Genomic DNA, 22,244 nt, shown 5'->3' on the forward strand with positions numbered 1-22,244 from the left:
TCATGCAAAGCAATACAATACGTATCATCATTTTTATCCTCGTAGGAGCGCTCGTGGGTCTGTATTTACCCTGGTATGCCATGGGAATTCAAGCAGGTATTTTAGCCTTTTTGTTGCGTTTTCCCACGAAAAGCGCATTTACAACGGGTTTTATTTCTGGGTTTTTGCTTTGGGGTGGCTCCGCTTGGTGGTTAACTTATTCGAATCCTAATGCCTTGCCCGTTCGGATGGCTACTTTGTTGCCGCTGCAGGGAAGTGTCGCTTTGCTTTATTTGGTTACTGGACTTATCGGAGGAATCCTGCTAGGTCTTTGGGCTTGGGCGGGGGCTAGATTGCGATAGAATTTTTAAAAATTTAGGACAATCAAAGCATAGATTGTATATTTACCATTAAATCCATTTATAATTAAAATTAAACCCGTGAAAAATTCAAGTATATCTTACGTTTGGTTAGCAGTTTTAACGCTCGCTGTCGCTTATTCATTCTTCAAGCCTACGACAGGTGCTGGTTCTGCAGGAGCAGGCGTAACCGCTGAAGGAAAGCGTATCGTTTTTGTTAACTCAGATTCATTGTTGACGAATTACCAATTTTACAAAGACGCTCAAAAAGAATTTGAAAATAAAGGATACCGTTTACAAGTTGACTTAGGTCAAAAAGAACGTGCTTTACAAGGTGAATTACAAGCAATCCAACAACGTGCTGCTGCGATGACGCAAGCGCAATTGCAAGCTGCTGATATGACCTTGAAGAAGAAAGGTGCTGAATTGCAACAATATTCACAACAAAAGCAGGCAGAATTAGGCCAAGAGCAAGCAAAGAAAAACGAAGAATTATACAACAACATTCGTGAGTATATCGCGAAGGTGAACAAAGAAAATAAATACGAATTCGTTTTAGGTTATTCAAAAATCGGTGGTGGTATTTTATTTGCTGATCCATCTGTTGACGTTACTCAGAAGTTGGTTGACGGTTTGAATAAAGAATACGCAGCGAAGAAAGCTGAGAAATAGTTTTACAAGTACGAAGGAAGCCACGCAGTCTTGCTGTGTGGCTTTTTTGTTTCTAATCACATGGCAAAGGATAAAATCCAAAAACAAGTCGAGATTAAAAACCGTCGGGCATCCTTTGAATATGCATTCTTGGATACCTTCACGGCAGGGCTTGTTTTGACCGGTACGGAAATCAAGTCGATCCGACAAGGAAAGGCTAACCTAACGGATGCCTATTGTATTTTCTTTCAAGACGAACTTTTTGTTCGGAACATGCACATTTCCATGTATGATGAGGGAACGCATTTCAACCACGATCCCTTGCGCGATCGCAAGCTCTTACTTTCGAAAAGAGAACTAGCCAAATTGCAGAAGGAGTTGAAAAACGTGGGTCTAACCATCATCCCTACCAGACTCTTTATTTCGGATAAGGGTTATGCCAAATTGAATATCGCATTAGCGAAAGGTAAGAAGACGTTCGATAAGCGAGATGATATCAAAGAAAAGGATATCAAGCGTGAAATGGATCGTTCTATGCGTTAGATCGAATTTTCTTGACGATCGTCACGGCTGCCATGATCACGATGGCAAAGATGATGAAACCGCCCATGCCCATCAACATGTCGAATGTGTTTTTGGCGATGACCAAAAATACCACAGCAACTAATAAAATGGTTGCAATCTCATTGAACAAGCGCAATTGTCCACCTGTTAAGATGAATTCGGATGCCCGAAATTTTCGGATGAGGTGTCTGCAGACAAAATGGTAAATCGTGATTCCCACAACAAAGCATAATTTCAAATGAAGCCAGGTGTGCGAACCGAAGGAATCCCACCAAGTTAAGTAAATCATGCTCAAACCCGTAATCCATGTTAAAAACATGGCAGGAATCATGATGGCATTAAAAAGCAATTTTTCCATCTTCTCGAATTGCTTCGAAAGTATTTCCCTCGCTTGTGCATCCTTTTCCTGTGCCTCGACATGGTAAACCAATAGCCGCGGCAAATAGAATAATCCTGCGAACCAGCTCACAACAAATATAATGTGCAATGATTTAAGGAAATTATAATCCATTAGTTGGCCTGATAGCGTTTGAATAGACTGTTGACTTTTAACTGGATCACCCCAAATATCGCCTCTTTAAAGATATTTGCCGACATTTTACTTTCGCCTTTGGTGCGATCTGTAAAAATAATGGGTACCTCAATCATTTTAAACCCGTATTTCCATGTGGTGAATTTCATTTCCACTTGGAATGCATAGCCAATGAATTTGATTTGGTCCAAAGGAATCGTTTCAAGTACCTTTCTTCGGTAACAAACAAACCCCGCCGTGGCATCTTGAATCGGCATGCCGGTAATGAATCGAACATAAAATCCAGCAAAATAGGACATCAAAACGCGTCCGATAGGCCAATTGACCACATTTACGCCATTGATATACCGTGAACCAATCGACATAAACGCTCCTTGATTTGCGCATGCATCATATAAACGAATCAGATCATCTGGATTATGCGAAAAGTCGGCATCCATCTCAAAAATGTATTCGTAAGATTTTGCTAAGGCATATTTGAAGCCTGCGATATAGGCAGTCCCCAAACCTAATTTCCCTTTTCGTTCCAGTAAATGAATGCGATCGGGATGGGCTTGTTGGAGTGTTTTAACACACGCCGCCGTTCCATCAGGAGAGCCATCATCCACAATTAACAGATCAAAAATAGGTTCTAAGCTCAACACCTTCTCGATGATGGCTTGAATGTTTTCGATCTCATTGTAAGTCGGAATGATGACGATCCGCGTATTCATAGGTTATTTCTTGTAACAGTAACAGCTTGTTAAATGGTCGTTTACGAGCCCTGCGGCTTGCATGAAAGAATAACAGATGGTAGGGCCCACAAACTTGAAACCTAATTTCTTGAGATCTTTACTGATGCGAACAGACAAGTCTGTTTGAGCGGGTAAATCCTTTTGCTCGGTAAACTGATTTGTTATGGGATGCTGCTCTACATAATCCCAAATAAATCGGTCAAAGCTACCAAATTTTTCCTGAATTTGGATAAAAGCGCGTGCATTCGTCCGAACCGCTTCGATTTTTAACCGATTTCGGATGATTCCTGAATTTTCTAGGCATTGGGCTAGTTGGGCATCTGACCACATACTTAATGTTTGTGCATCGAATTGAACAAAAGCCGCTCGGAAATTTTCTCGTTTTCGCAGGATGGTGATCCAGGATAGGCCCGACTGGAATCCTTCTAAGATTAATAGTTCGAAGAGTTTTGGGTCATTGTGTTCGGGTACTCCCCATTCGTTGTCGTGGTAGTCGATGTAGAGTGGGTCGTTTCCAGGCCAGATGCAACGTGCGGGTGTGTTCATGTGGTGATTAGGTTTAGGGTAATCCCCAAGTTAAAACCTGGGGTTATGGGGTTTGGGGTAAATTCCCAGGTTAAATCCTGGGGTTATGGGGTTTGTTTTCTAGTCCTAGGTTTTTGCCTTGGGATTCCCAAGTTAAAAACCTGGGGATATAAGTCCATGTGCAAAAATTGCTAATTTTTTATTCATTGCCACAAGACCATGCATTATTATCAGTTTATCGTTAAGTTTGTGACAGTTTAGGGTGTATCGTATGTGTCAACGTATGTTACTTAATAGGGAATTTAGTTAAAAGCTAAAACTGTCCCCGCAACTGTGAAATTCCAAAATGCTTTTCATCTCAGGTCACTGGCTTCGGCTGGGAAGGCAGAAAAGAAACGGAATTGAGTCAGGAGACCTGCCTTGAATAATTCTTGACCTTGTATCACGGAGGATGCGATGGGGCCGAGCGTTCGATTACCTTTTTATTTGATCGCCCCAATGGGGTAAAAACATGTTTAACATTCGATTGACGCTTATAACAGCGTTTTCATTCGCATGCCTACCAAGTTTGTATGCAGCGAAAACGGCTATTCGCCTGGATTCCTTATTAACAGAAGTTCAAGTGAAAGCCTCCAAGTATCCTAGTAAATTGGCCCAAACAGGCAAGGTGATTACGGTGATTTCTCAAGAGCAGATCCAACGAAGTATCGGGAAAAACTTGGGGGAATTGCTGCAAGAAAGTGTCGGTATTTCCATTGTTGGGGCTCGAAGTGCTCCAGGTAGTAATCAAGAAGTTTATGTTCGGGGAGCAAACACAGGAAATGTATTGCTTTTAATTGACGGCTTTCCTGCCAACGACCCTTCTCATATTTCGTCTGTCTTGGATTGGAATTTAATTGATCTGGGAAGTTTGGAACGTATCGAAATTATGAAAGGTGGACAATCTACCTTGTATGGTTCCGATGCGATGGCGGGGGTTATTAATTTAGTTACCCGTAAATCGGGCACCTCCATTAGCCTTCATGGCGGTGGCTTAGGTACACATGCGGAGGCATTTCAAATCCAGAAAACAATCAAGAAATTACATTTGGGTCTTGGCTTGAAAAATTTTCAAACACAAGGGTTTTCAGCTGCAGCAAATCAAGAAGAAAAGGATGGGATGGGCCAACAAAACATTCGTGTCAATGTAGGGAGTACAGTAGGTAAGCATTCAGACTGGGATTTATATTACCAAAGTGAATTTTATCGTGCTGATTTAGATGGCGGGCCGATGATTGATGAACGTGATTATACAGCAAAAGCTTCAAATCATGCTTTTCGAGCGCAATTTCACCGACAATTTGTGCGGGGTGATTTGTTTGTTCGTGTGTTTCAAGATATCACTCATCGCTTTTTTCGCAATGACTCGACTGATATTCCGGCGAATGCTTATTCTAATTACAGCGAGTCTGCCTATGTGGGTTTAAATCAAGGAGCTGAAAGTTATGTGAAATGGCGTTTGCCGGCTTCAATTCAAACGGTAGCTGGAGTCGAGTACCGAAATCAAGCAACGACGCAAACGGATTTTTCGATTAGTGGATACGGACGCTATGATTCACCTGCATTAGCGGCCTCTTTGGCCAACATTCAATTGGTTGCAGGTTATTTGACATTTGAAAAGCATCAAGCAGATGCCTGGGGTTTAGAATTAGGTGGCCGATTGAGTAATCATTCCTTATATGGCACTAATTTTACTTACCATGTGAATCCATATGCCTATGTCTGGCCCAAAGGAAAGTTGTTTGCTAATTATTACAGTAGCTTCAAGGCGCCATCTTTGTATCAACTTTATTCACCTTATGGTAATCAAGCACTACAAGCAGAATATGGAAAAACACTTGAAGCTGGATTCGAACAGCAGTTGGAAAAGTTTACTGTGCGCTTAGTCGCTTTCCAGCAGGATGTTCAAGATGGGATTATATTCCAATCGATTATGGAAGAGCCTTATGGGCGCTACATGAATGTAGCTAAGCAAAATACGAAGGGACTTGAATTAGAAGCGCGCTATGCTTGGAAGGGTTTCTCCACAGAATTAGCTTACACCTATTTAGATGGGCAGATGAATCAGGTAATCAATGGAAAAGATTCGACTTTTTCATCGTTGATTCGCAGACCTAAGCACCAGGTCTCCTTGCGTCTAAACCAGCAATTGACGAAAAGGTGGTCGGCGAGTATATATACCCAATATGTGGGGGAACGTACCGATTATTATTATGATGATGCGAGTTATCAAACGCAAGATGTGACGTTAGGGCGTTATGTATGGACGGAATTGCAATCCACGTATTCGTTCCATAAACATTGGCGATTACAGGCTTTGATGAAAAATGTATTGAATCAAAGGCCCGTCGAACAATATGGGTATTCGGGGCAGCCGCGCAATGTACAGCTTAGTTTATTGGGCACTTTTTAACTGAAAATAGCTCCGAAAGGGGCTATTTTTTTTAAGGCTTGAAACGTTCGTAAACGTCTTTGCCGGTCACGGGGTCTTTTCCGTACAGGTCGATGTAGTTGACGGAAGGCATCATGTGGCTTTCGTCAACACTGACATATACACGTTTAAGGATCTGTAATTTGCCGTTGATCGGAAATAGGGCAATGGGTGTGCCTCGTGCGTCAAGTTTGACTACGAATTTACGTTTGCGGTATGCGAGAAAGTATCCTTCAAATGCGTTTGATTCCGCGTTGATTGCGTTTGTATAAAGGCCGTAAGCTAATGTTCGCTGGATGGTTGTTAATTCTTCTTTTTGACCTCTTTCGCCATAACGAATCCAATAAGTATGAACGGGATCTTTTGCATTCAGCGTTTTACTTGAAGATAAATTAGCATCATAAACAACCGTATTCGCGTTCGAGCTTCGTTGGATATAGAAAAGTCTGATGGGGGAGTCAGGTGGGGTGGGGAATCGTTCAGCCGGATTTGCTAAGGAATTAAGTCCTGAGCAAAGGAAAAGAACAAGCAGGGAGAAGCGATTCATACAAGCAGTTGTGGGTAGGTAAAGTTGGGTAAGCCGGTAAATTTGGTCTCGAAATTAGTGAAATATTTTGGACAAAAAGAACATGGACTTGGTCAGATAGCCGCTACTTTATGCCGATATGTTGCATTTTGGAAAAAAATGCCTACCTTTGCCAAGGAAATTTAAGAAAGAAGAGGGGTTTTTAATCCCTCTTTTTGTTTTCAAGGTATTGATGGAAGATTTAAAAACAAAGATTAACGGTTGGATTCAGGAGTATATCGGTGATGGTCCTATATTTTTAGTGGATTTGTCGGTAAGCAAGGGACTCAAGCGTTCGTTGGTGACCATTCTTGTTGATACCATGGAAGGAATTACCATAGATGCTTGCGCATTGATGAGCCGGAAGTTGGCCCATCACATGGAGGAAAATCTTTGGATTGAGGAAGCTTATAATTTAGAAGTTTCATCGCCAGGACTGGATTTTCCTTTGTCACAGGGTTGGCAGTTTGAAAAGAATGCAGGCCGTACGGTAAAAGTATGGTTGAAGGACGGAGAAACGGTGATGGGAACATTGCAGGGACATACGGCAGATTCCATTCAGGTGTTGACGGAGAAGACGGTTAAGCATCGTAAAGTTGTAGCAAAGGAACCAACGGTTTTTGGTTTGCAAGCGATAGATAAAATAAGAGTACAAGTTTCATTTCAATAAAAAAACGTAAGGATAGCAATGAACAGTGTTGAATTAATTTCGTCATTTTCAGATTTTGCTCGGGAGAAGAACATTGACAAGCCGACAATGATTTCGGTTTTGGAAGAGGTTTTTCGTACGATGATTCGCAAGAAATTCGGTTCCGATGAAAATTTCAATGTCATTATCAACCCCGAAAGTGGTGACTTAGAGATGTGGCGTACGCGCGAAATCGTGGACGATAACTCAGAAGATATTTGGGATTTTGATAAAATACCTTTGGCGGAAGCTAAATTGATCGAGCCAGATTTTGAGATTGGTGAAGAGGTAGCTGAATTGATCAAATTGGAGGATTTCGGTCGTCGTGTTGTTCAAACGGCTCGTCAAACCTTGATTCAACGTATCAAAGATATCGAGAAAGAAGGCTTACATGATAAGTACAAGGATTTGGTAGGGGAGTTAGTTACTTCGGAAGTTTACCAAATTTTAGGTCGTGAATTGATCTTATTAGATAATGAGGACAATGAATTGGTGTTACCGAAAGGTGAAATGATATCAAAAGATCGTTTCAAGAAAGGTGAGACGATTCGTGCCGTTATTCATAAAGTTGAGATGTCAAATGGTACACCACGTATCATTTTATCTCGTGTTTCCCCTGTATTTTTAGAGCGTTTGTTCGAGCAAGAAATACCTGAGATCTACGATGGTACTATTTCAATTCGTAAAATTGTTCGTGAACCAGGTGAGCGTGCGAAAGTGGCTGTTGAGTCATTCGATGATCGCATTGATCCAGTAGGAGCATGTGTGGGGATGAAAGGTTCTCGTATTCATGGCATTGTTCGTGAATTACAGAATGAGAATATTGACGTGATTAACTACACAGATAATTTAGAGTTATTGGTGGCGCGTACGTTAAGCCCAGCGAAGTTAAATTCAATGGCAATTGACAAGGAGCGTCGTCGTATTTCGGTTTATTTGAATTCAGATCAGGTTTCTATGGCGATTGGTCGTGGAGGTCAAAACATCAAATTGGCTGGTAAATTAGTGGGATATGAAATTGATGTATTCCGTGATGTACCGAAAGAAGAGATGGATGATGAGGATGTAGAATTGACAGAATTCTCCAATGAGATTGAGGCTTGGATTTTGGATGAGCTTCATAAAATTGGATTGGATACAGCGAAGCAAGTATTGGCTTTATCTAAAGAAGAATTAGAGCGTAGAACGGAATTAGAAGAGGGAACCATTGAGGAGATCTTAGCTATTTTACGTTCTGAGTTTGAATAAGAATAACGCTGTATCGAGTAAGAATTTTAAATTGAAAGCATAAGTATTTAGTAATTTATATGGCAGAAGAGAAGACAATGCGATTAAGTCTTGTAGCAAAGCAAATAAACATGGGAACGTCTACGATCCTACAGTTTCTTTCTGCTAAAGGACATAAAGTCGATAATAACCCGAACGCAAAGCTTAATTACGAGCAATTGAGTTTGTTGGCAGCAGAATATGGTGCAAACCATTTGTTGGCAACAGAGGAGGCTCCTAAGAAGATTGTTGAGGAGCTTGTCGTGCCAGCTCCCGTGGTTGAGGAGAAGAAACCTGAGCCGGTTGCTGTAGTAGAAGTTGCTCCAGAGCCTGTGAAGGAAGTAGCTCCAGAAGTACCTGTGGTGAAGGAAGAAACGCCTGCGCCTGTAGCTGAAAAGCAAGTTGGCCTTAAGGTTTTAGGTAAAATTGATTTGGACAAAAAGGGTAATCCTGTACCTCCAAAACCAGCACCGAAACCGGAGCCAGTTGTGGAGAAAACTCCCGAGCCCGTTGTAGCAGAAAAGCCAGTCGAGGAAGCGCCTGTTGCGCCTGTTGAAGCTGTTGTTGCACCCGTGGCACCTGTTGTTACTCCAGCGGCTCCCGTTGTGGAGGACATTCAATTGATCGAAGCGAAAGGAGAGACCTTGAAAGGTTTAACGGTTTTAGGTAAAATTGAATTGCCCGTTGATAACGGCCGTGATAGCCATAACAAGCACAAGCGTAAGCGTATTGTTAAAGAGGAGAAAAAGCCTGTTGTCAATGAACAACGACCTAATAATCCGAATGCTGCCAATAATAAAAAGGATTTTGGTAAAAAGCCTGTTCCCGGAGCTAAACCAGGAGGACCTCGCGAGGAACTTTCGGATAAGGATATTCAGGAGCAAATCAAGGCTACGATGGCGCGCCTTCAAGGAGCGACTAATAAACAAAGTTTTGGTGCAGATAAGCGTCGTGTAAAACGTCGTGAACGTGCGGATGCTGAAGAAGCACGCCAAATGGCTGAAGATGAAGAGGCAAAAGTCTTGAAGGTAACGGAATTCGTTTCGGCGAGTGATTTAGCTTCATTGATGGATGTTTCGGTCAACGAGGTTATCTCAACTTGTATGAGTTTGGGTATGTTCGTTTCGATCAACCAGCGTTTGGATGCGGAGGCGATTACCATCATTGCAGATGAGTTTAGTTATGAAGTGAACTTCATTTCAGCGGAAGAAGAAATTGATGCCGTTGAAGAGGAAGTGGAAGATGATCCAGCGGATTTAGTTCCACGTGCACCGATCGTCACGATCATGGGTCACGTTGACCACGGTAAAACATCCCTTTTGGATTATATCCGTAAGTCAAAAGTAACCGCAGGTGAAGCCGGTGGAATCACGCAGCACATTGGTGCATATTCTGTTGAGACTGAATCAGGAAAGAAAGTTACGTTCTTGGATACTCCGGGTCACGAAGCCTTTACGGCGATGCGTGCGCGTGGTGCGAAAGTGACGGATATTGTTATTATCGTGATTGCAGCGGATGACTCGGTCATGCCGCAAACAAAAGAAGCCATTAACCATGCGATGGTTGCAGGTGCTCCGATTGTCTTTGCATTCTCGAAAGTAGATAAAGATGGCGCTAACACGGATAAAGTACGTGAAGAATTAGCGACCATGAATATGTTGGTGGAAGATTGGGGTGGTAAATACCAATGCCAAGAGATTTCATCAAAATCAGGTTTAGGTATCAACGACTTGCTTGAAAAAGTATTGTTGGAAGCTGAGATGCTTGATTTGAAAGCGAATCCTAAAAAGAAAGCTATCGGTTCGGTGATTGAAGCGGAGTTGGACAAAGGTCGTGGTTATGTAACGACGATGATGGTTCAGGATGGTACGTTGAACGTAGGTGACATGATGTTAGCAGGCGACAATTACGGTCGTGTGAAGGCCATGTTTGATCACCACGGAAATAAGATTAAAAAAGCGGGTCCTTCTACACCGGTACAAGTACTTGGTTTAAATGGAGCACCTCAAGCAGGTGATAAATTAATCTGTTTAGAAAACGAGCGTGAGGCGCGTGAAATAGCCAACAAGCGTGAGCAAATTTTGCGTGAGCAATCGTTGCGTACCCGCAAGCACATTACTTTAGAAGAGATTGGTCGTCGTAAGGCGATTGGTACATTCCGTGAGTTGAACGTGATTGTTAAAGGTGACGTGGATGGTTCTGTGGAGGCCCTTTCGGATTCATTATTGAAATTGTCGACAGAAGAAGTTCAGGTTCGTATTATTCACAAAGGCGTAGGTCAAGTATCTGAGTCGGATGTGGCATTAGCTTCTACATCAGATGCGGTGATTATTGCGTTCCAAGTTCGTCCTTCGCAAAACGCACGTCGTTTAGCGGAATCCGAGCAAATTGAAATTCGTAATTATTCCATTATCTATCAGGCAATTGATGAAATCAAAGCTGCGATGGAAGGATTGTTGGCTCCTGCGTTTGAAGAGGTTAACACGGCGAATATCGAGGTGCGTGATGTATTTAAAATTACGAAGATTGGTACAGTAGCAGGATGTTATGTCTTGGATGGTACTGTGAAACGTGCACATAAAATTCGTGTCATTCGTGACTTTGTTGTGATACATGACGGAGAGATTTCAGCATTGAAGCGTTTCAAAGACGATGTGGCTGAGGTGAAATTTGGCTACGAGTGTGGTATGTCGATCAAAGGATTTAATGATCTAGAGGTAGGCGACCACTTAGAGTGCTACGAAATGAAAGAAGTAAAACGTACCTTGAAATAAGCAAGACGTTAATAAATAAAAAAGCCGTCCGTCGATTGACTGACGGCTTTTTTTTATGCGAATATTTCACGCATGTTGGCTGTCTTTAGAAAGAGCCCAACGAGTGATGCGAATAAGCCAAGAAACATCGCTCCCAGCGTGATGAGGCTTCGTTTGGGGCTCGAACGTTTCAAGGGGATTTGAGCGGGTTCTAATACTTTAAACACCGGCGTTTCTTTCTGTAATTTTATTTTAGCCTCCGTCGTTTGATTCGTTAAGTTCGAATACACATTAAAGGCTAAATCAACCTCGTATTGTAATTTCTTTCCTTGGTCCTTGGCAACATTCAAAAAGACATTTCGATTCTGATCTTTGTAATTCGAAAGTGTAAATAGTGATTGATCATAGCGTTTGCGGGCTTCTGCTTGGCGATCCATTAAGAAATCTAACTCTTTTCTTGCCTTTTCAGTCCGGTATTGAACAATGTATTTTCTGAGTTGAATTAAGATTAAATTAGCCAAATTTGCTGAAACGACTGGGTCTCCCGTGATGGCGGTGATTTTGATTAAATTATTTTTCTTGTCAACCTCCACGCTAATGGCCTCTCTCAATTCTTTCAGTGAAGTTGATTCTTGTTTGGAAATGTTGATTAAATCAGGACTCAAAACCCCTTTGGGAACCGTGATATTTTCAAGATCATTCGCTGCCTGACTTTTATCTTTTTTGAAGATGGGAATAGGCGCATTCGAATTATCTTGCTTGAGGTAGTCGGCCAATTTTTGGAACTTTTTTTGTCTCAAATTGTACACTTGAGATTGACTAAGTTCGAGTAAAAATGGGATGCTTTGAACAATTTCAGGATACATCGCTGGTTGGATGACCTCCGAACCGGCCATAGCGCCCGATAAATTAATTCCGGCTAAACCAGCCAAGGACGAAAGTCCGCCTAAGCCCCCGCTGCCGGAGGATCCACCGAGTTTCGAATCAACTTCGGGCAATAATTTCACTTGTGATTCATATTCACTATCAAGTGTTAGTGATAGCAATGCACCTGCTGCTGTAAAGATGACCGTTACAAGTAATAGGGTTAGTTTGTACTTAACAATAGCATTCCAGATTTCAGAAAAATTGATTGCAATTTCATCCGAATGGGTAGGCTGGGGGACGTTTTGTTCGTTCATGTAGCTTGACTTTTTACTTCGGGATGTTATTAATCAATGTGATAATGGCAATGGACACAGATACTAAACTAGATGTTAGTCCGATGGCCTCAGCAGCCGATAATCCTTTTTTGCGATTTTCCGGATAGGTTGGAATGACGATTTCTGAACCGGGTTCAATTCTTGGGTTCTTCTTGAAGATAAGGAACTTTCGAATTTGATTCGAAACGCCATTCGCATAGGTTACGTACATTTTTTTACGGTTTGCATTAACCGTGTATCCGCCTGCTTCAGCAATGTATTCCTTTAAGGTAAAGTCTTCTTTGTAACTGACTGCTAACGGATTTTGAACAGCTCCTGTGAGTTTTACCGTTTGAAGTAATCGCGGGATTGTTAATTCATCTCCCGCCATTAATTGTAAGTTTTCTTGAGAGGCAGGGTTATTTAACACCTCTTTTAAATTTACTCCTACCGTCATCGTACCCCGAATTAATTTACCTCCTTCTAGGTATCCTTCCGTGCGTAAGCCGCCTGCACGCTTAATTAAATCAGAAATGCGTTGTTGGTTATTTTCAATCGCATATGATCCGGGAAAATTAACCATCCCTTGAATTTTAACAGAGCGTTGTTCTTCGTAGTTCGGCGCCCGACGAATGGATATAATGTCAAAGGGCTGCAGGGCGATTTGATTACCATCGTTTGCGATTTTTAGGCTACCATCGATGGCGAAGCTAATGATTTCGATTTTCGCGGCTTGGGGATCCGAAGTTCCGTGTGTTATGATGCGTCTGGCTAATTCTAGGTTCGCATAACTTGCTGATTCTTTCAAGCCTTTGGCCTGTAAAATTAAATCGGCGACCTTCATGCCTTCTTTGTATTCGAATTCTCCGGGTGCATTTACCTCCCCGACGATATTGACAGAGCGTTTTTCTCGGAGCATATTGATCGAATATACTTGCAAAACATCTTCCCGTTGCAGGCTAATATCGCTTGCCTCGCCTCGTAAGATTTTACCTAAATCAAGGGATAAAACTTCTGGGTCATAATTCTCTTTCCGGCGCGTTAATGTAGCGCGATTCAAAAAGGCGTCTTCCCGCAAACCTTCTGATTTCTTGATGAGATCCTTGACCGTATTCAATCCTGCTTCAATTGCATAATGACCTGGTCTGAAAACGGCACCTTGTACCTCGACGCGGTTTTCATAACGTTCAATAATTGTTCCTATCGTATAAACATCCCCATTATTGGGTAAGAAAGTCTCCACCTCATCTTGACTGATGTTGAGTAATTTGATTTCTCTTGACGTATTTCGGCGTACATTGATGGTGTACGTATATGCTTTTTCGGTGAAGCCACCTGCATAACGCAAGAGGTCTTTGAAGTTTTCGCCTTTGACCATTTCATAGATATAGGGACGTTTTACTTCGCCGGAAAGCTCCACACGATTTTCGTAATCACCTACTCGAATGATGTCCTGGTCATTTAAATGAATATTGTCTTTTTGATCAGCGCGCAATAAAAAGTCATATAAATCCAAGGTACGAATGACTTTGTTCCCCCGAATAACCCGAATGTTTCGGAATGAACCATTTCGGTTCGGACCACCCGCCAAATACAAGGCGTTGAATACAGTTGCTAAAGAGGATACGGTGTACGAACCCGGGAAATTTACTTCGCCTGTCAAAATAACCTTGATGCTTCGAACGCCTGCTAGTGTTACTTGGGCAGATGATCCGCTTCCAGGTTTATTCAAGCCCTGGTACAATTGACGCAAGCGACTAATGATTCTTTCTCCTGCAGCATCAATCGACAATCCGTTGACATAAATAGGACTTAAATTAAGGATTTTTACGGTCCCTTCTGGGCTCACAGTAACTTTGAAATTATCAAGCACATCTCCAAAGATATGAATGTCCAATGCGTCATCTGGACCTAATTGATAGCTTTTGGGCGTAGCAATACGCATATCGGGCTCAAAAGTTAGCTTATCATTTTGAAATAGACTAGCTCCGAAAATTTTCTTGTCAAGTGAACTCGCTACCCGTTTTTGTAGGCTGTTGTATTGGTTGACTAGGCTATCATTGTAGATGTCGAGTGGCCTAGCAAGTAATTTTCGTTCATCTAAATTTAACGGACTTTCATGTAGAATAGGTTGATTAACGCGCGCAGGATTATTAATGACAAAGGTTTTGTTAGCCCTGCTTTCTACGCTCTTATTCACTTCTTGATTGTTTGCCTTAATGCTTGCCTCCGTCGCTGGTGTTTGAATGGTGGCCATTCTTTCACGCATTTTAGCAACGTCTGCTGAGGTGTATCCTTGTGTCAAGGCTGCTTTTTCGATATCGCTTTCCGACATGCCGCTTGCCTGTGCCTTATCCATAAATAGCTTTACCTCTGAATCAGAAAGGTCGTCAACATTTCGTTTGATACCCATGTTGAACTGTGCCATGCCTGCATGCGAAAGGAGCAAACAGAGTATGCAGGCAAATCGTGTGAGGTAAGGAGTAAGGTTTATTTTAAACTGCATCATGTGCTTTTAATATTTCAGTAAAGGTAAAAATTTTATGGCTATCCTTTCAAATTTAAAACTTTGGACAAGAAAGGTTTCGCTTCCATTTGACGAAGGGTTTTTTCAAGGAGAAGTCGAAATCGAACAAATAGGCTAGCGACAATTCATGGGCTCCACCAGCCGCCGGGCCTAGGGCAGACATCGTTATGTCGTAGGAATATCCAATGGAGAAATTATCTTGTTTATAGCCCACTAATGCGACAATTGACTCCCGATTAGGTGTGCCAATCTTGGATTTTACTATTGGAATTCCGCGATACCAAAGACCAAAGACCATCGGTGACAAGGTTACATAAGCACCCATATCCAATTGTTTGAAATCCCCTTGTTGCTTATAATGGACAACGGGACTGATACTTTTCTCGTTATTTCGATCCTCATAAGAATCCGCTTCGTAGAAATTCTCTTGTAGGATGATTTTGGTTCCCACTTGCACACTAAATTTAGTGGCTAACAGGTCCTCTGTAGAGGAAATAAGGGATTTATTAGGTTGATTTAAGTGATGCGCTGAAAAGCCGATCCAGTAGTTACGGGTGTTTAATAATCCGCCTGCACTCAAGTCAACGTAGGCGCGTTGGTTATTCATGCTGGACAGTAATGGGTCATTACTCGCTCCTAAACTTCCACCTATTAATAAATTGTTGATTTGATCTCCTGTAATCAAATTACTCATGTCTAAACCCCGGTTCACATAGGTCCCTTGCATACCCATGGAAAGAGTTTGGTCTGGACTCAAATCAATGTGATAGGCATATTGAAGCCCTAAACTGGTTGTTTTGAGGTTGGCAAATTGCTTATCTGTCGTGGCAATAATTCCCACGCCGCTGTTGATGCTGCCAATGCTTAAATCTGCTGAAAAGGAGGTGAACTGGTAGTTGGCCTCCAAATTAGGCCATTGGTTCCGATAGTTGAAATTGACTTTTGATGTACTATTGATGCCGGCAAAAGCGGGAGATATCAAAAGGGGTGCTGAGTAGAATTGCGATAATTGCGGATCTTGTGCTCGACCCAAGAATGGGATGCAAACACAGATTAGGCGAAACACGAAAATGGCTAGGCTTTTTTTCATACCGCTCATTATAGCCCCGCAATTTAGGTCTTCGCTTTACAAAAACCAATAAAATGCGTTAATTTGTACAAGCTGACCCAAAACCTATGCTTCGGAGCATTTTCCTTTTTTGCTTATTAATGGGGGTGAATTTTTTCACCTGGGGGCAACGTATCATATACCGAAATAATTGTTTGACTCCATGTGCGGATTGTAGCTCGTCGGCTTCAAGTGACATGGCTACCGTTTTTGAGTTTTCGGAAAACCTGCCTAGTAATTCGAAGTATTTATGGGATTTTGGGGATAGTGGGTCACCATCAAATACGTCAACGGATCATACAGGGATTCATCAGTATTGCAGTCCAGGAGCGAAGACCGTTACTTTGACTGTTCAAACGGGTACCACAACAACAAAGTATACACAGGTTGTTCAAATCGGTCGTCTGCCATTTATTTACCTGGGTAAAGATGAAAAAGATTCGACAATAACAATCTGTAAAGGGCAAAAGGTTACATTGAAGGCCTTTGGCAAAGTCGGGAAACCTAATTACCCCATCCAAATTGCCTGGTTTCCGAAAGGAGAAACGACCGATGAAATCGTTGCGGATTCTTCGGGTTGTTATGCTGTGCAGGTGACTGAACCCACTTCAGGTTGTACTGTCGAAGCTAAAATGCAGGTTAAAATTTGTGGGGACCGTGATCCCAATGCAAACATTAATAAGTATGTGGATGCTTGGTATTTTGGGAATGGCGCAGGTGTCCTTTTTATTGGATCTGCGGATTTTCCTAAGGACACCACGGGCGGTTTGGTCGTTCCGGAGGGTGTGGCGAAAATGACTGACCCCACCAATAGTTTGATTTTTTATACGGATGGACAAAAAATCTTTGATCGAAATAATAATCCCATTTATGCTGTGGGTGATACGACCAAGCGACTGAATGGCGATTTGTCAAATGCACAAGGGGTAACGGTTATTCCTAAAACATCATGTAAAGGCTGTCAAGCGGAATACTATGTTTTCACCTTGTCCAAAAACACGAAAGGCGAAAACTTGCTGTATTACAGTATCGTCGACATGAAGTTGAATAAAGGGAAAGGGGGTATTTCTGTGCTCAATCAATTGGTCAGTCCGGTTCCAGCCACTTCCCGATTATTAGCCTCTGAAGGTGGTCAAGGCTTTTATTGGCTCGTGGTACAGGATATGAATTCGAATACGACGCGGACGTATAAAATTTCAAATGTTGGTATTTCTGCACCACAAACGAGCGTAGGGGGAACACAAATGACAAGCACAACGGGCAATGGGTCAACGACGAAAATTTCGGTTGATTGGACAAAAATGGCTGTTGCCGTTCCTGGCCCACCTCGAAATAAAGTTGATTTATTCGATTTTGACCCATCGACAGGAAAGCCAACCTATCAGATGAGCATTGATCTAGGTCCAAGTCCCCCAACGGTTTATGGATTAGAGTATTCACCCAATAAAGATGTGTTGTATGTAAGTTTAAAAGGTGATGGTGTAAGTGTTCCTTCAACAATTTTACAATTCGACTTGTCCTCCAAAGATTCAGTCACCGTGGCCAAATCAAAAGAGGAACTCTATTCGAGTTTCGAAAAAATAGGCGCATTGCAGGTTGACCCCGTATTCAATACCGTCATATTTGTTGCAATTGATGGGAGTAACACATTGGCAAAAATTACAAACCCCAATGGCCTATTGAATGCAACGGATACTACGATTGTTAAAGCAAGTTTTGTTCGTAATGCTGTGACCTTTTCTACGCCCGGTGTGACAAGTCGTCTTGGTCTGCCGCCTTCCATTCCGAGTCCACAGGATCCGAGTAGCCCGCCGAGTATTTCAAAACCCAAATGCAAAGGGACTTCCTTTGAATTTACGATCGATCAGAAGTTATGCGATCCCTTAAACAACGACCGGATAGATTGGAGAATTTATCAAACGGTATTGAGTCCGTTCCCGAATAAAATTGGGCTCATGGTGCCCTTGGATTCAACCAAGTTGATTTACAGTTTTACAGGTGCCACATTAAAATTTGATTTTCCCGTTTCTGGGAAATATGTTATCACCGCGGCAATTAGCAATAGCTGTATCAAGAACTTTCCTTTGGATGCACAGGAATTTGATATTGTTGTGTTAAAACCAACTCAATTGACGCCTGTCTATAATCGAATCTGTAAAACGGATGCGCTTGTCGTTCCGACTCAACTACCTATTAGTTCTAATTTGCAATATCAATGGAGTACAGGCGCACGAACACCATCCGTTCAAATTCCAGCTCCTGGCGGAAAAGTTTCGTTGATGTTGTCTGATTATGCGACAGGTTGTTCTGTTAAGTTAAGCACAGAAGTGAATTTTCTGGACAATCCTCATTTTATTCCCAAGACAGCCTATTCCATTTGCATGGATGAGCCTAAGCCTTACAATTTACAATTGAACGGGAAAGTTGATAGTTTGAAATTCGAATGGAAATTAGGTTCTGCCGTGATAAGTACGCAAAACAAAGTTCGCGTCACCTTAGCAGGTACCTATACGGTACGAATCACAGATCTGGATAATTGCAGTATCGATCACACCTTTGCCGTTTCAGACAAATGCGAGCCTACGTTATTGACACCCAATGTCTTCACGCCCAATAATGATGGCAAGAATGATTTCTTTATTCCTCAGCCCAAAAGTCCGCTGCGGGCTAAAATCTTAGGGCTGCAAATTTTCAACCGCTGGGGTGAATTGCTATACACCAGCAAAGGACCTGAATTTGCTTGGGATGGGAAAGTCAATGGAACACGCGTTCCACAAGATTCCTACGTTTGGCAGCTCCAATATGAATCCTTGGATTATCCTGAACGCGGTACGCTGACAGATCGAGGTGGCGTATTAGTGATCTACTAATAAGCACGCACCTCAATGCCTTTCATGAAATTCACGAATGATTTGTTTACGACCTGATTTCCACCTGGTGTAGGAAAGTTTCCTGTAAAATACCAATCGCCTAAGTGGTTCGGACAAGCAATATTGAGGTTTTCAACGGTTTGGTAAACAATCGAAAGCTCAGCCTGAAGATTTTTAGGTTTAACGATTTCGGCAATTTTATCCGAAATCTCTTGATCTGTAAACGGCGCATATATCGCCTTGACAAAGTTCTCCTGTGATGCGGTGCCATTTTCAAGGGCCAACATGCATTTCAAGTTTACCTCATCTAAGATATGCTCTAGGTTTCTTTCTTTCAATAAGGCCAATGCCGCACGGAATGCAACAAATTCCTTCATTTTGGACATATCAATCCCATAGCAATCCGGATAACGGATTTGTGGCGCAGAAGAAACAATAACAATTTTCTTCGGAGATAATTTATCCAATAAACTTAAAATACTCTTTTCCAACGTCGTACCCCGCACAATTGAATCATCAATCAATACAACGGAATCCACATTTTTCTCAATCACCTCATAGGTCGTGTCATACACATGTGAAACCATATCGTCCCGCATCGCATCACTCGCAATGAACGTACGAACCTTCACGTCTTTGGAAATCAATTTCTCCACCCGCGGTCGGAACGTAAGTAATTCTTCTAGTTGGTCTTCAAACAGAATCCCTTCCATGATCGCTTGCTTCCGCTCTTTGGCCAAATGATCTTCTAAGCCGTCAATCATGCCTAGGAAAGCACTTTCAGCCGTATTGGGAATGTAAGAGAAAACGGTGTGTTTTAAGTCCTGTTTAACCTCATCTAAAATTTGAGGTATCAATAAACGGCCTAATTTTTTACGCTCGCGGTAAATATCTGGATCCGATCCACGAGAGAAATAGATGCGTTCAAACGAACAAGATTTTTGCTCGATGCGGTCAATGAAAGGAACTTCTTCCACGGAACCATCCATCGCAATAATCAAGGCGTGTCCAGGTGTAATTTCTTGGATTTGATCGTAGGCACAATTGAATGATGTTTTAATCGCCTGCTTTTCGGAAGCAACGACTACTACTTCTTCATCCATGTAATAATAGGCCGGGCGAATACCTGCCGGGTCACGTGCCACAAAGGAAGCGCCGTAACCGGTCATTCCAACCATAGCATATCCACCATCGAAATCTTTACAAGAGCGTTCAAGAACGCGTTTTAAATCAATATTTGCGGCTAGTACATCCGACAACTCCGGATTTTCGTATTGGTCTTTGAACTTCCCAAATTGGCGTTGGTTTTCTTCATCCAAGAAGTGACCAATTTTCTCCATCACAGTCACCGTATCCACTTTTTCTTTCGGGTGCTGACCTAGGGAAACCAATTTGTCGAATAAATCGTCCACATTGGTCATGTTGAAATTACCCGCCATCACCAAATTTCTACTACGCCAGTTATTTTGACGAAGCATCGGGTGGCAGTTTTCGATTTCATTTTGTCCGTGCGTTCCGTAACGTAAGTGTCCTAATAAAACCTCACCCGTAAACGCGACATTATCTTGCCACCACGCCGCATCATGAACAGCATCTATGCCGGTCTCGCGTTTCGTGTCTTTAGCAAGTTTTTGTGCTTTTCTGAATTTCTTGTTGATTTTGCCGAAGATATCCGCAACGGCTTGCGGCTCGACTGAACGGTAACGGCTGATGTAGCGGCTTCCCGGTTTTACGTTGATCTTGATGTTCGCCACCCCAGCTCCATCTTGCCCCCGGTTTACTTGCTTTTCCATCATGAGGTAAAGCTTGTTTAAGCCATACATCGGCGTATTGTACTTGTCCAAGTAGTGCTGAAAGGGTTTTCGCAATCGGATCAGTGCAATTCCGCATTCGTGCTTGATGGATTCAGACATTGGGGGTGTGGGTTTTGGCTAATAATTAGCCCAAAATTAGCTAAATATTATGAGCAACAAATGTTATTTTTTATTTTTTTAATCTAGGCTTTCCAAATGCTGTAAATAAGCGTAGGGAATAGCATACAGGCAATAATTCCGCATGTCAGTACCCAATAAATCCAGTTGTTTTTAAGCGTGTCTGCTGGATGAATTGCATCCCCTTTCTTAAAGTACATTTGAAAGGGAATTCGTAGGTAATAATAGATGGAAATCGCTGTCATTAATATTGCCGTAACCAAGAGGATTAAGATCGAATTGCTTTGGGTGATTTGGTACTTTTCCCATAATTGGCTGAAATAGTTGACCTTAGCTAAAAATGTTCCCGTCGGCGGCAAACCGATTAGCGCAATAAAGCCAATAAACAAGGTCAATGCACGAACGGGATACGTTTGTCCAAATCCGGCCCATTGGTCCATATCGTTCTCCTGATAACCTGGAGTTTCTACTTCATCCAAGATGTAAAACACTAAAATCGTGCTCATGCTATAAACCAAACTATAAAATAAGAGGTTGTCGACACCTTGTTCTGCCGGCATCAACCAGGCCATGGCCAAGAATCCGCCATGCGCAATGCTCGAGTAGGCTACTAGGCGTTTGGCATTCAGCTGATTGAGGGCTCCTAAATTTCCAACGAGTAAGGTTAATATCGCCAACAACGCAATGACATCTTGCATGGAAACGGGTACAAAATGTACGAGGCGGATGCCCAACCATGCCACAGCGATTTTGGGTGCTGTGGAGATCCAACTCATCCAACTTGCTGGTAGACTTTCCATGACATCTGGACTCCATGGATGAAATGGCACCCATGACATTTTAAATAAAATACCGGTTCCCACAAGCGCTAAGGCCATGCCAGCTAAATAAGTATCCGCCGTGGCTAAGCCTCTGCTAAAGGCAGGATCTAAGATTTGCATGGTACCTGTGATCCCATAAATCAATGATAGACCGTACAATAACATGGCTGATGTCCCCATTCCGAATAGCACATAGGGTAATGCCGCGCGAACACCTTCTTTGTCTTTGCGCAAACCTACCAGTAAATAGGTCCCTAAGGACATTAGTTCGATGCTCAGAAATATGCTTAGGAAATGAATACTCAAACTGGTCAGTAAAGACCCAAGGAGAATCGAGAAGAATCCAATTTTCTCTTCGAATGAAAAGGATTTTTGTTGGTATTGATTGATGCTAATGATGATGAATCCGATACCCAAAATAAGGCAATTGATGGCATTCGCGCCTGGATTTACCCACAGCATACGGAAGGAAACGAAACCTTCGGTGCTATGATGCATGCGCTGATAAGCAAGAAGTAATGCCAAAATAAGTCCTCCCTGTGCGATGAGGTAACGCCAAGAATGTGTGCTTTTTTCGCTACCAACCACTAAAAACAAATCCCCTACAATGCTGACAAGAATCCAAGAGGCAATTACTAATTCGGGTAAGATGTACTGATACCCCTGCAAGATTCCTTGCAATTTGATTGGTAATGCCTGCATGAGTCCTTCTGTGATCAT

Annotated in this window: 17 protein-coding genes and 1 riboswitch; of the genes, 8 read left to right on the plus strand and 9 right to left on the minus strand. The window is 42.2% G+C overall.

The window, feature by feature from the left end:
- Positions 1–2 precede the first annotated feature (2 nt).
- The 3 genes from PQG45_RS00550 (at position 3) to smpB (ending at position 1,532) form a co-directional block, all read left to right on the plus strand.
- Positions 3–341 (plus strand): hypothetical protein, encoded by a 339-nt coding sequence (locus tag PQG45_RS00550; RefSeq protein WP_316070070.1) that lies wholly within the window; start codon positions 3–5, stop codon positions 339–341.
- A 78-nt stretch (positions 342–419) separates the two neighbouring features.
- On the plus strand, positions 420–1,010 hold the full coding sequence (locus PQG45_RS00555; protein WP_315577326.1) for an OmpH family outer membrane protein: 591 nt from the start codon (positions 420–422) through the stop codon (positions 1,008–1,010).
- Between the two features lie 60 nt (positions 1,011–1,070).
- The gene (gene smpB / locus PQG45_RS00560) at positions 1,071–1,532 is read left to right on the plus strand and encodes an SsrA-binding protein SmpB (protein ID WP_315577325.1); all 462 of its coding nucleotides are present in this window, start codon (positions 1,071–1,073) and stop codon (positions 1,530–1,532) included.
- On the opposite strand, the gene PQG45_RS00565 is transcribed toward smpB, so the two are convergent.
- The 3 genes from PQG45_RS00565 to PQG45_RS00575 are packed head-to-tail and all read right to left on the minus strand — an operon-like array spanning position 1,522 to position 3,365.
- Positions 1,522–2,064 (minus strand): CopD family protein, encoded by a 543-nt coding sequence (locus PQG45_RS00565; protein WP_316070071.1) that lies wholly within the window; start codon positions 2,062–2,064, stop codon positions 1,522–1,524. The genes smpB and PQG45_RS00565 overlap by 11 nt on opposite strands.
- Positions 2,064–2,798, minus strand: coding sequence for a polyprenol monophosphomannose synthase (locus tag PQG45_RS00570; RefSeq protein ID WP_316070072.1), 735 nt, complete (start codon positions 2,796–2,798; stop codon positions 2,064–2,066). Before PQG45_RS00570 ends, PQG45_RS00565 begins: the two co-directional genes overlap by 1 nt.
- A 3-nt stretch (positions 2,799–2,801) precedes the next feature.
- Positions 2,802–3,365, minus strand: a complete 564-nt coding sequence (locus tag PQG45_RS00575; RefSeq protein WP_315577322.1) for a DNA-3-methyladenine glycosylase I — start codon at positions 3,363–3,365, stop codon at positions 2,802–2,804.
- Positions 3,366–3,587: 222 nt separating this feature from the next.
- Positions 3,588–3,781: riboswitch (cobalamin riboswitch) on the plus strand.
- 74 nt (positions 3,782–3,855) lie between these two features.
- Between PQG45_RS00575 and PQG45_RS00580 the strand changes: the two genes are divergently transcribed.
- Positions 3,856–5,796 carry a TonB-dependent receptor plug domain-containing protein gene (locus PQG45_RS00580; RefSeq protein WP_315577321.1) on the plus strand — a complete coding sequence of 647 codons (1,941 nt, stop codon included), beginning with the start codon at positions 3,856–3,858 and terminating at the stop codon, positions 5,794–5,796.
- Positions 5,797–5,827: 31 nt separating this feature from the next.
- Here PQG45_RS00580 and PQG45_RS00585 read toward each other — a convergent pair whose 3' ends face one another.
- Positions 5,828–6,361, minus strand: a complete 534-nt coding sequence (locus PQG45_RS00585; protein ID WP_315577320.1) for a DUF4833 domain-containing protein — start codon at positions 6,359–6,361, stop codon at positions 5,828–5,830.
- A 148-nt stretch (positions 6,362–6,509) separates the two neighbouring features.
- Here PQG45_RS00585 and PQG45_RS00590 point away from each other — a divergent pair, with 148 nt between their 5' ends.
- From PQG45_RS00590 to infB, 3 genes are read left to right on the plus strand one after another with little or no spacing between them, the layout of a single operon-like run.
- Positions 6,510–7,049 (plus strand): ribosome maturation factor RimP, encoded by a 540-nt coding sequence (locus PQG45_RS00590; RefSeq protein WP_315577319.1) that lies wholly within the window; start codon positions 6,510–6,512, stop codon positions 7,047–7,049.
- A gap of 18 nt (positions 7,050–7,067) precedes the next feature.
- Entirely contained in the window at positions 7,068–8,315 is a 1,248-nt protein-coding gene (gene nusA, locus PQG45_RS00595) for a transcription termination factor NusA (protein WP_315577318.1), read from the plus strand.
- 59 nt (positions 8,316–8,374) lie between these two features.
- Positions 8,375–11,107, plus strand: coding sequence for a translation initiation factor IF-2 (infB, locus tag PQG45_RS00600; protein ID WP_315577317.1), 2,733 nt, complete (start codon positions 8,375–8,377; stop codon positions 11,105–11,107).
- A gap of 53 nt (positions 11,108–11,160) precedes the next feature.
- Here infB and PQG45_RS00605 read toward each other — a convergent pair whose 3' ends face one another.
- From PQG45_RS00605 to PQG45_RS00615, 3 genes are read right to left on the minus strand one after another with little or no spacing between them, the layout of a single operon-like run.
- On the minus strand, positions 11,161–12,267 hold the full coding sequence (locus PQG45_RS00605) for a GNVR domain-containing protein (RefSeq protein WP_316070073.1): 1,107 nt from the start codon (positions 12,265–12,267) through the stop codon (positions 11,161–11,163).
- 13 nt (positions 12,268–12,280) lie between these two features.
- Entirely contained in the window at positions 12,281–14,776 is a 2,496-nt protein-coding gene (locus PQG45_RS00610) for an SLBB domain-containing protein (RefSeq protein WP_315576183.1), read from the minus strand.
- A gap of 52 nt (positions 14,777–14,828) precedes the next feature.
- Positions 14,829–15,884: a PorP/SprF family type IX secretion system membrane protein gene (locus tag PQG45_RS00615; RefSeq protein WP_315576181.1), complete on the minus strand. Its 1,056-nt coding sequence runs from the start codon at positions 15,882–15,884 to the stop codon at positions 14,829–14,831.
- An 86-nt stretch (positions 15,885–15,970) separates the two neighbouring features.
- Between PQG45_RS00615 and PQG45_RS00620 the strand changes: the two genes are divergently transcribed.
- Positions 15,971–18,772: a T9SS type B sorting domain-containing protein gene (locus PQG45_RS00620; protein ID WP_316070074.1), complete on the plus strand. Its 2,802-nt coding sequence runs from the start codon at positions 15,971–15,973 to the stop codon at positions 18,770–18,772.
- On the opposite strand, the gene PQG45_RS00625 is transcribed toward PQG45_RS00620, so the two are convergent.
- Together PQG45_RS00625 and PQG45_RS00630 are read right to left on the minus strand one after the other, a co-directional pair.
- On the minus strand, positions 18,769–20,685 hold the full coding sequence (locus PQG45_RS00625; protein ID WP_316070075.1) for an amidophosphoribosyltransferase: 1,917 nt from the start codon (positions 20,683–20,685) through the stop codon (positions 18,769–18,771). The genes PQG45_RS00620 and PQG45_RS00625 overlap by 4 nt on opposite strands.
- Before the next feature lie 83 nt (positions 20,686–20,768).
- A complete protein-coding gene (locus PQG45_RS00630; RefSeq protein WP_315576176.1) occupies positions 20,769–22,244 on the minus strand; it encodes an NADH-quinone oxidoreductase subunit N in 1,476 nt (491 codons plus the stop codon).

This window comes from Aquirufa regiilacus (assembly GCF_032470275.1).
Classification (GTDB): Bacteria; Bacteroidota; Bacteroidia; order Cytophagales; family Spirosomataceae; genus Aquirufa; species Aquirufa regiilacus.

Bases quoted from the DNA above. Each gene is read 5' to 3' on its own strand.
- PQG45_RS00550 (WP_316070070.1), top strand. From the start codon at position 3: ATGCAAAGCAATACAATACGTATCATCATTTTTATCCTCGTAGGAGCG.
- smpB (WP_315577325.1), top strand. From the start codon at position 1,071: ATGGCAAAGGATAAAATCCAAAAACAAGTCGAGATTAAAAACCGTCGG.
- PQG45_RS00565 (WP_316070071.1), bottom strand. From the start codon at position 2,064: ATGGATTATAATTTCCTTAAATCATTGCACATTATATTTGTTGTGAGC.
- PQG45_RS00570 (WP_316070072.1), bottom strand. From the start codon at position 2,798: ATGAATACGCGGATCGTCATCATTCCGACTTACAATGAGATCGAAAAC.
- PQG45_RS00575 (WP_315577322.1), bottom strand. From the start codon at position 3,365: ATGAACACACCCGCACGTTGCATCTGGCCTGGAAACGACCCACTCTAC.
- PQG45_RS00580 (WP_315577321.1), top strand. From the start codon at position 3,856: ATGTTTAACATTCGATTGACGCTTATAACAGCGTTTTCATTCGCATGC.
- PQG45_RS00585 (WP_315577320.1), bottom strand. From the start codon at position 6,361: ATGAATCGCTTCTCCCTGCTTGTTCTTTTCCTTTGCTCAGGACTTAAT.
- nusA (WP_315577318.1), top strand. From the start codon at position 7,068: ATGAACAGTGTTGAATTAATTTCGTCATTTTCAGATTTTGCTCGGGAG.
- infB (WP_315577317.1), top strand. From the start codon at position 8,375: ATGGCAGAAGAGAAGACAATGCGATTAAGTCTTGTAGCAAAGCAAATA.
- PQG45_RS00605 (WP_316070073.1), bottom strand. From the start codon at position 12,267: ATGAACGAACAAAACGTCCCCCAGCCTACCCATTCGGATGAAATTGCA.
- PQG45_RS00610 (WP_315576183.1), bottom strand. From the start codon at position 14,776: ATGATGCAGTTTAAAATAAACCTTACTCCTTACCTCACACGATTTGCC.
- PQG45_RS00615 (WP_315576181.1), bottom strand. From the start codon at position 15,884: ATGAAAAAAAGCCTAGCCATTTTCGTGTTTCGCCTAATCTGTGTTTGC.
- PQG45_RS00620 (WP_316070074.1), top strand. From the start codon at position 15,971: ATGCTTCGGAGCATTTTCCTTTTTTGCTTATTAATGGGGGTGAATTTT.
- PQG45_RS00625 (WP_316070075.1), bottom strand. From the start codon at position 20,685: ATGTCTGAATCCATCAAGCACGAATGCGGAATTGCACTGATCCGATTG.
- PQG45_RS00630 (WP_315576176.1), bottom strand. From the start codon at position 22,244: ATGATCACAGAAGGACTCATGCAGGCATTACCAATCAAATTGCAAGGA.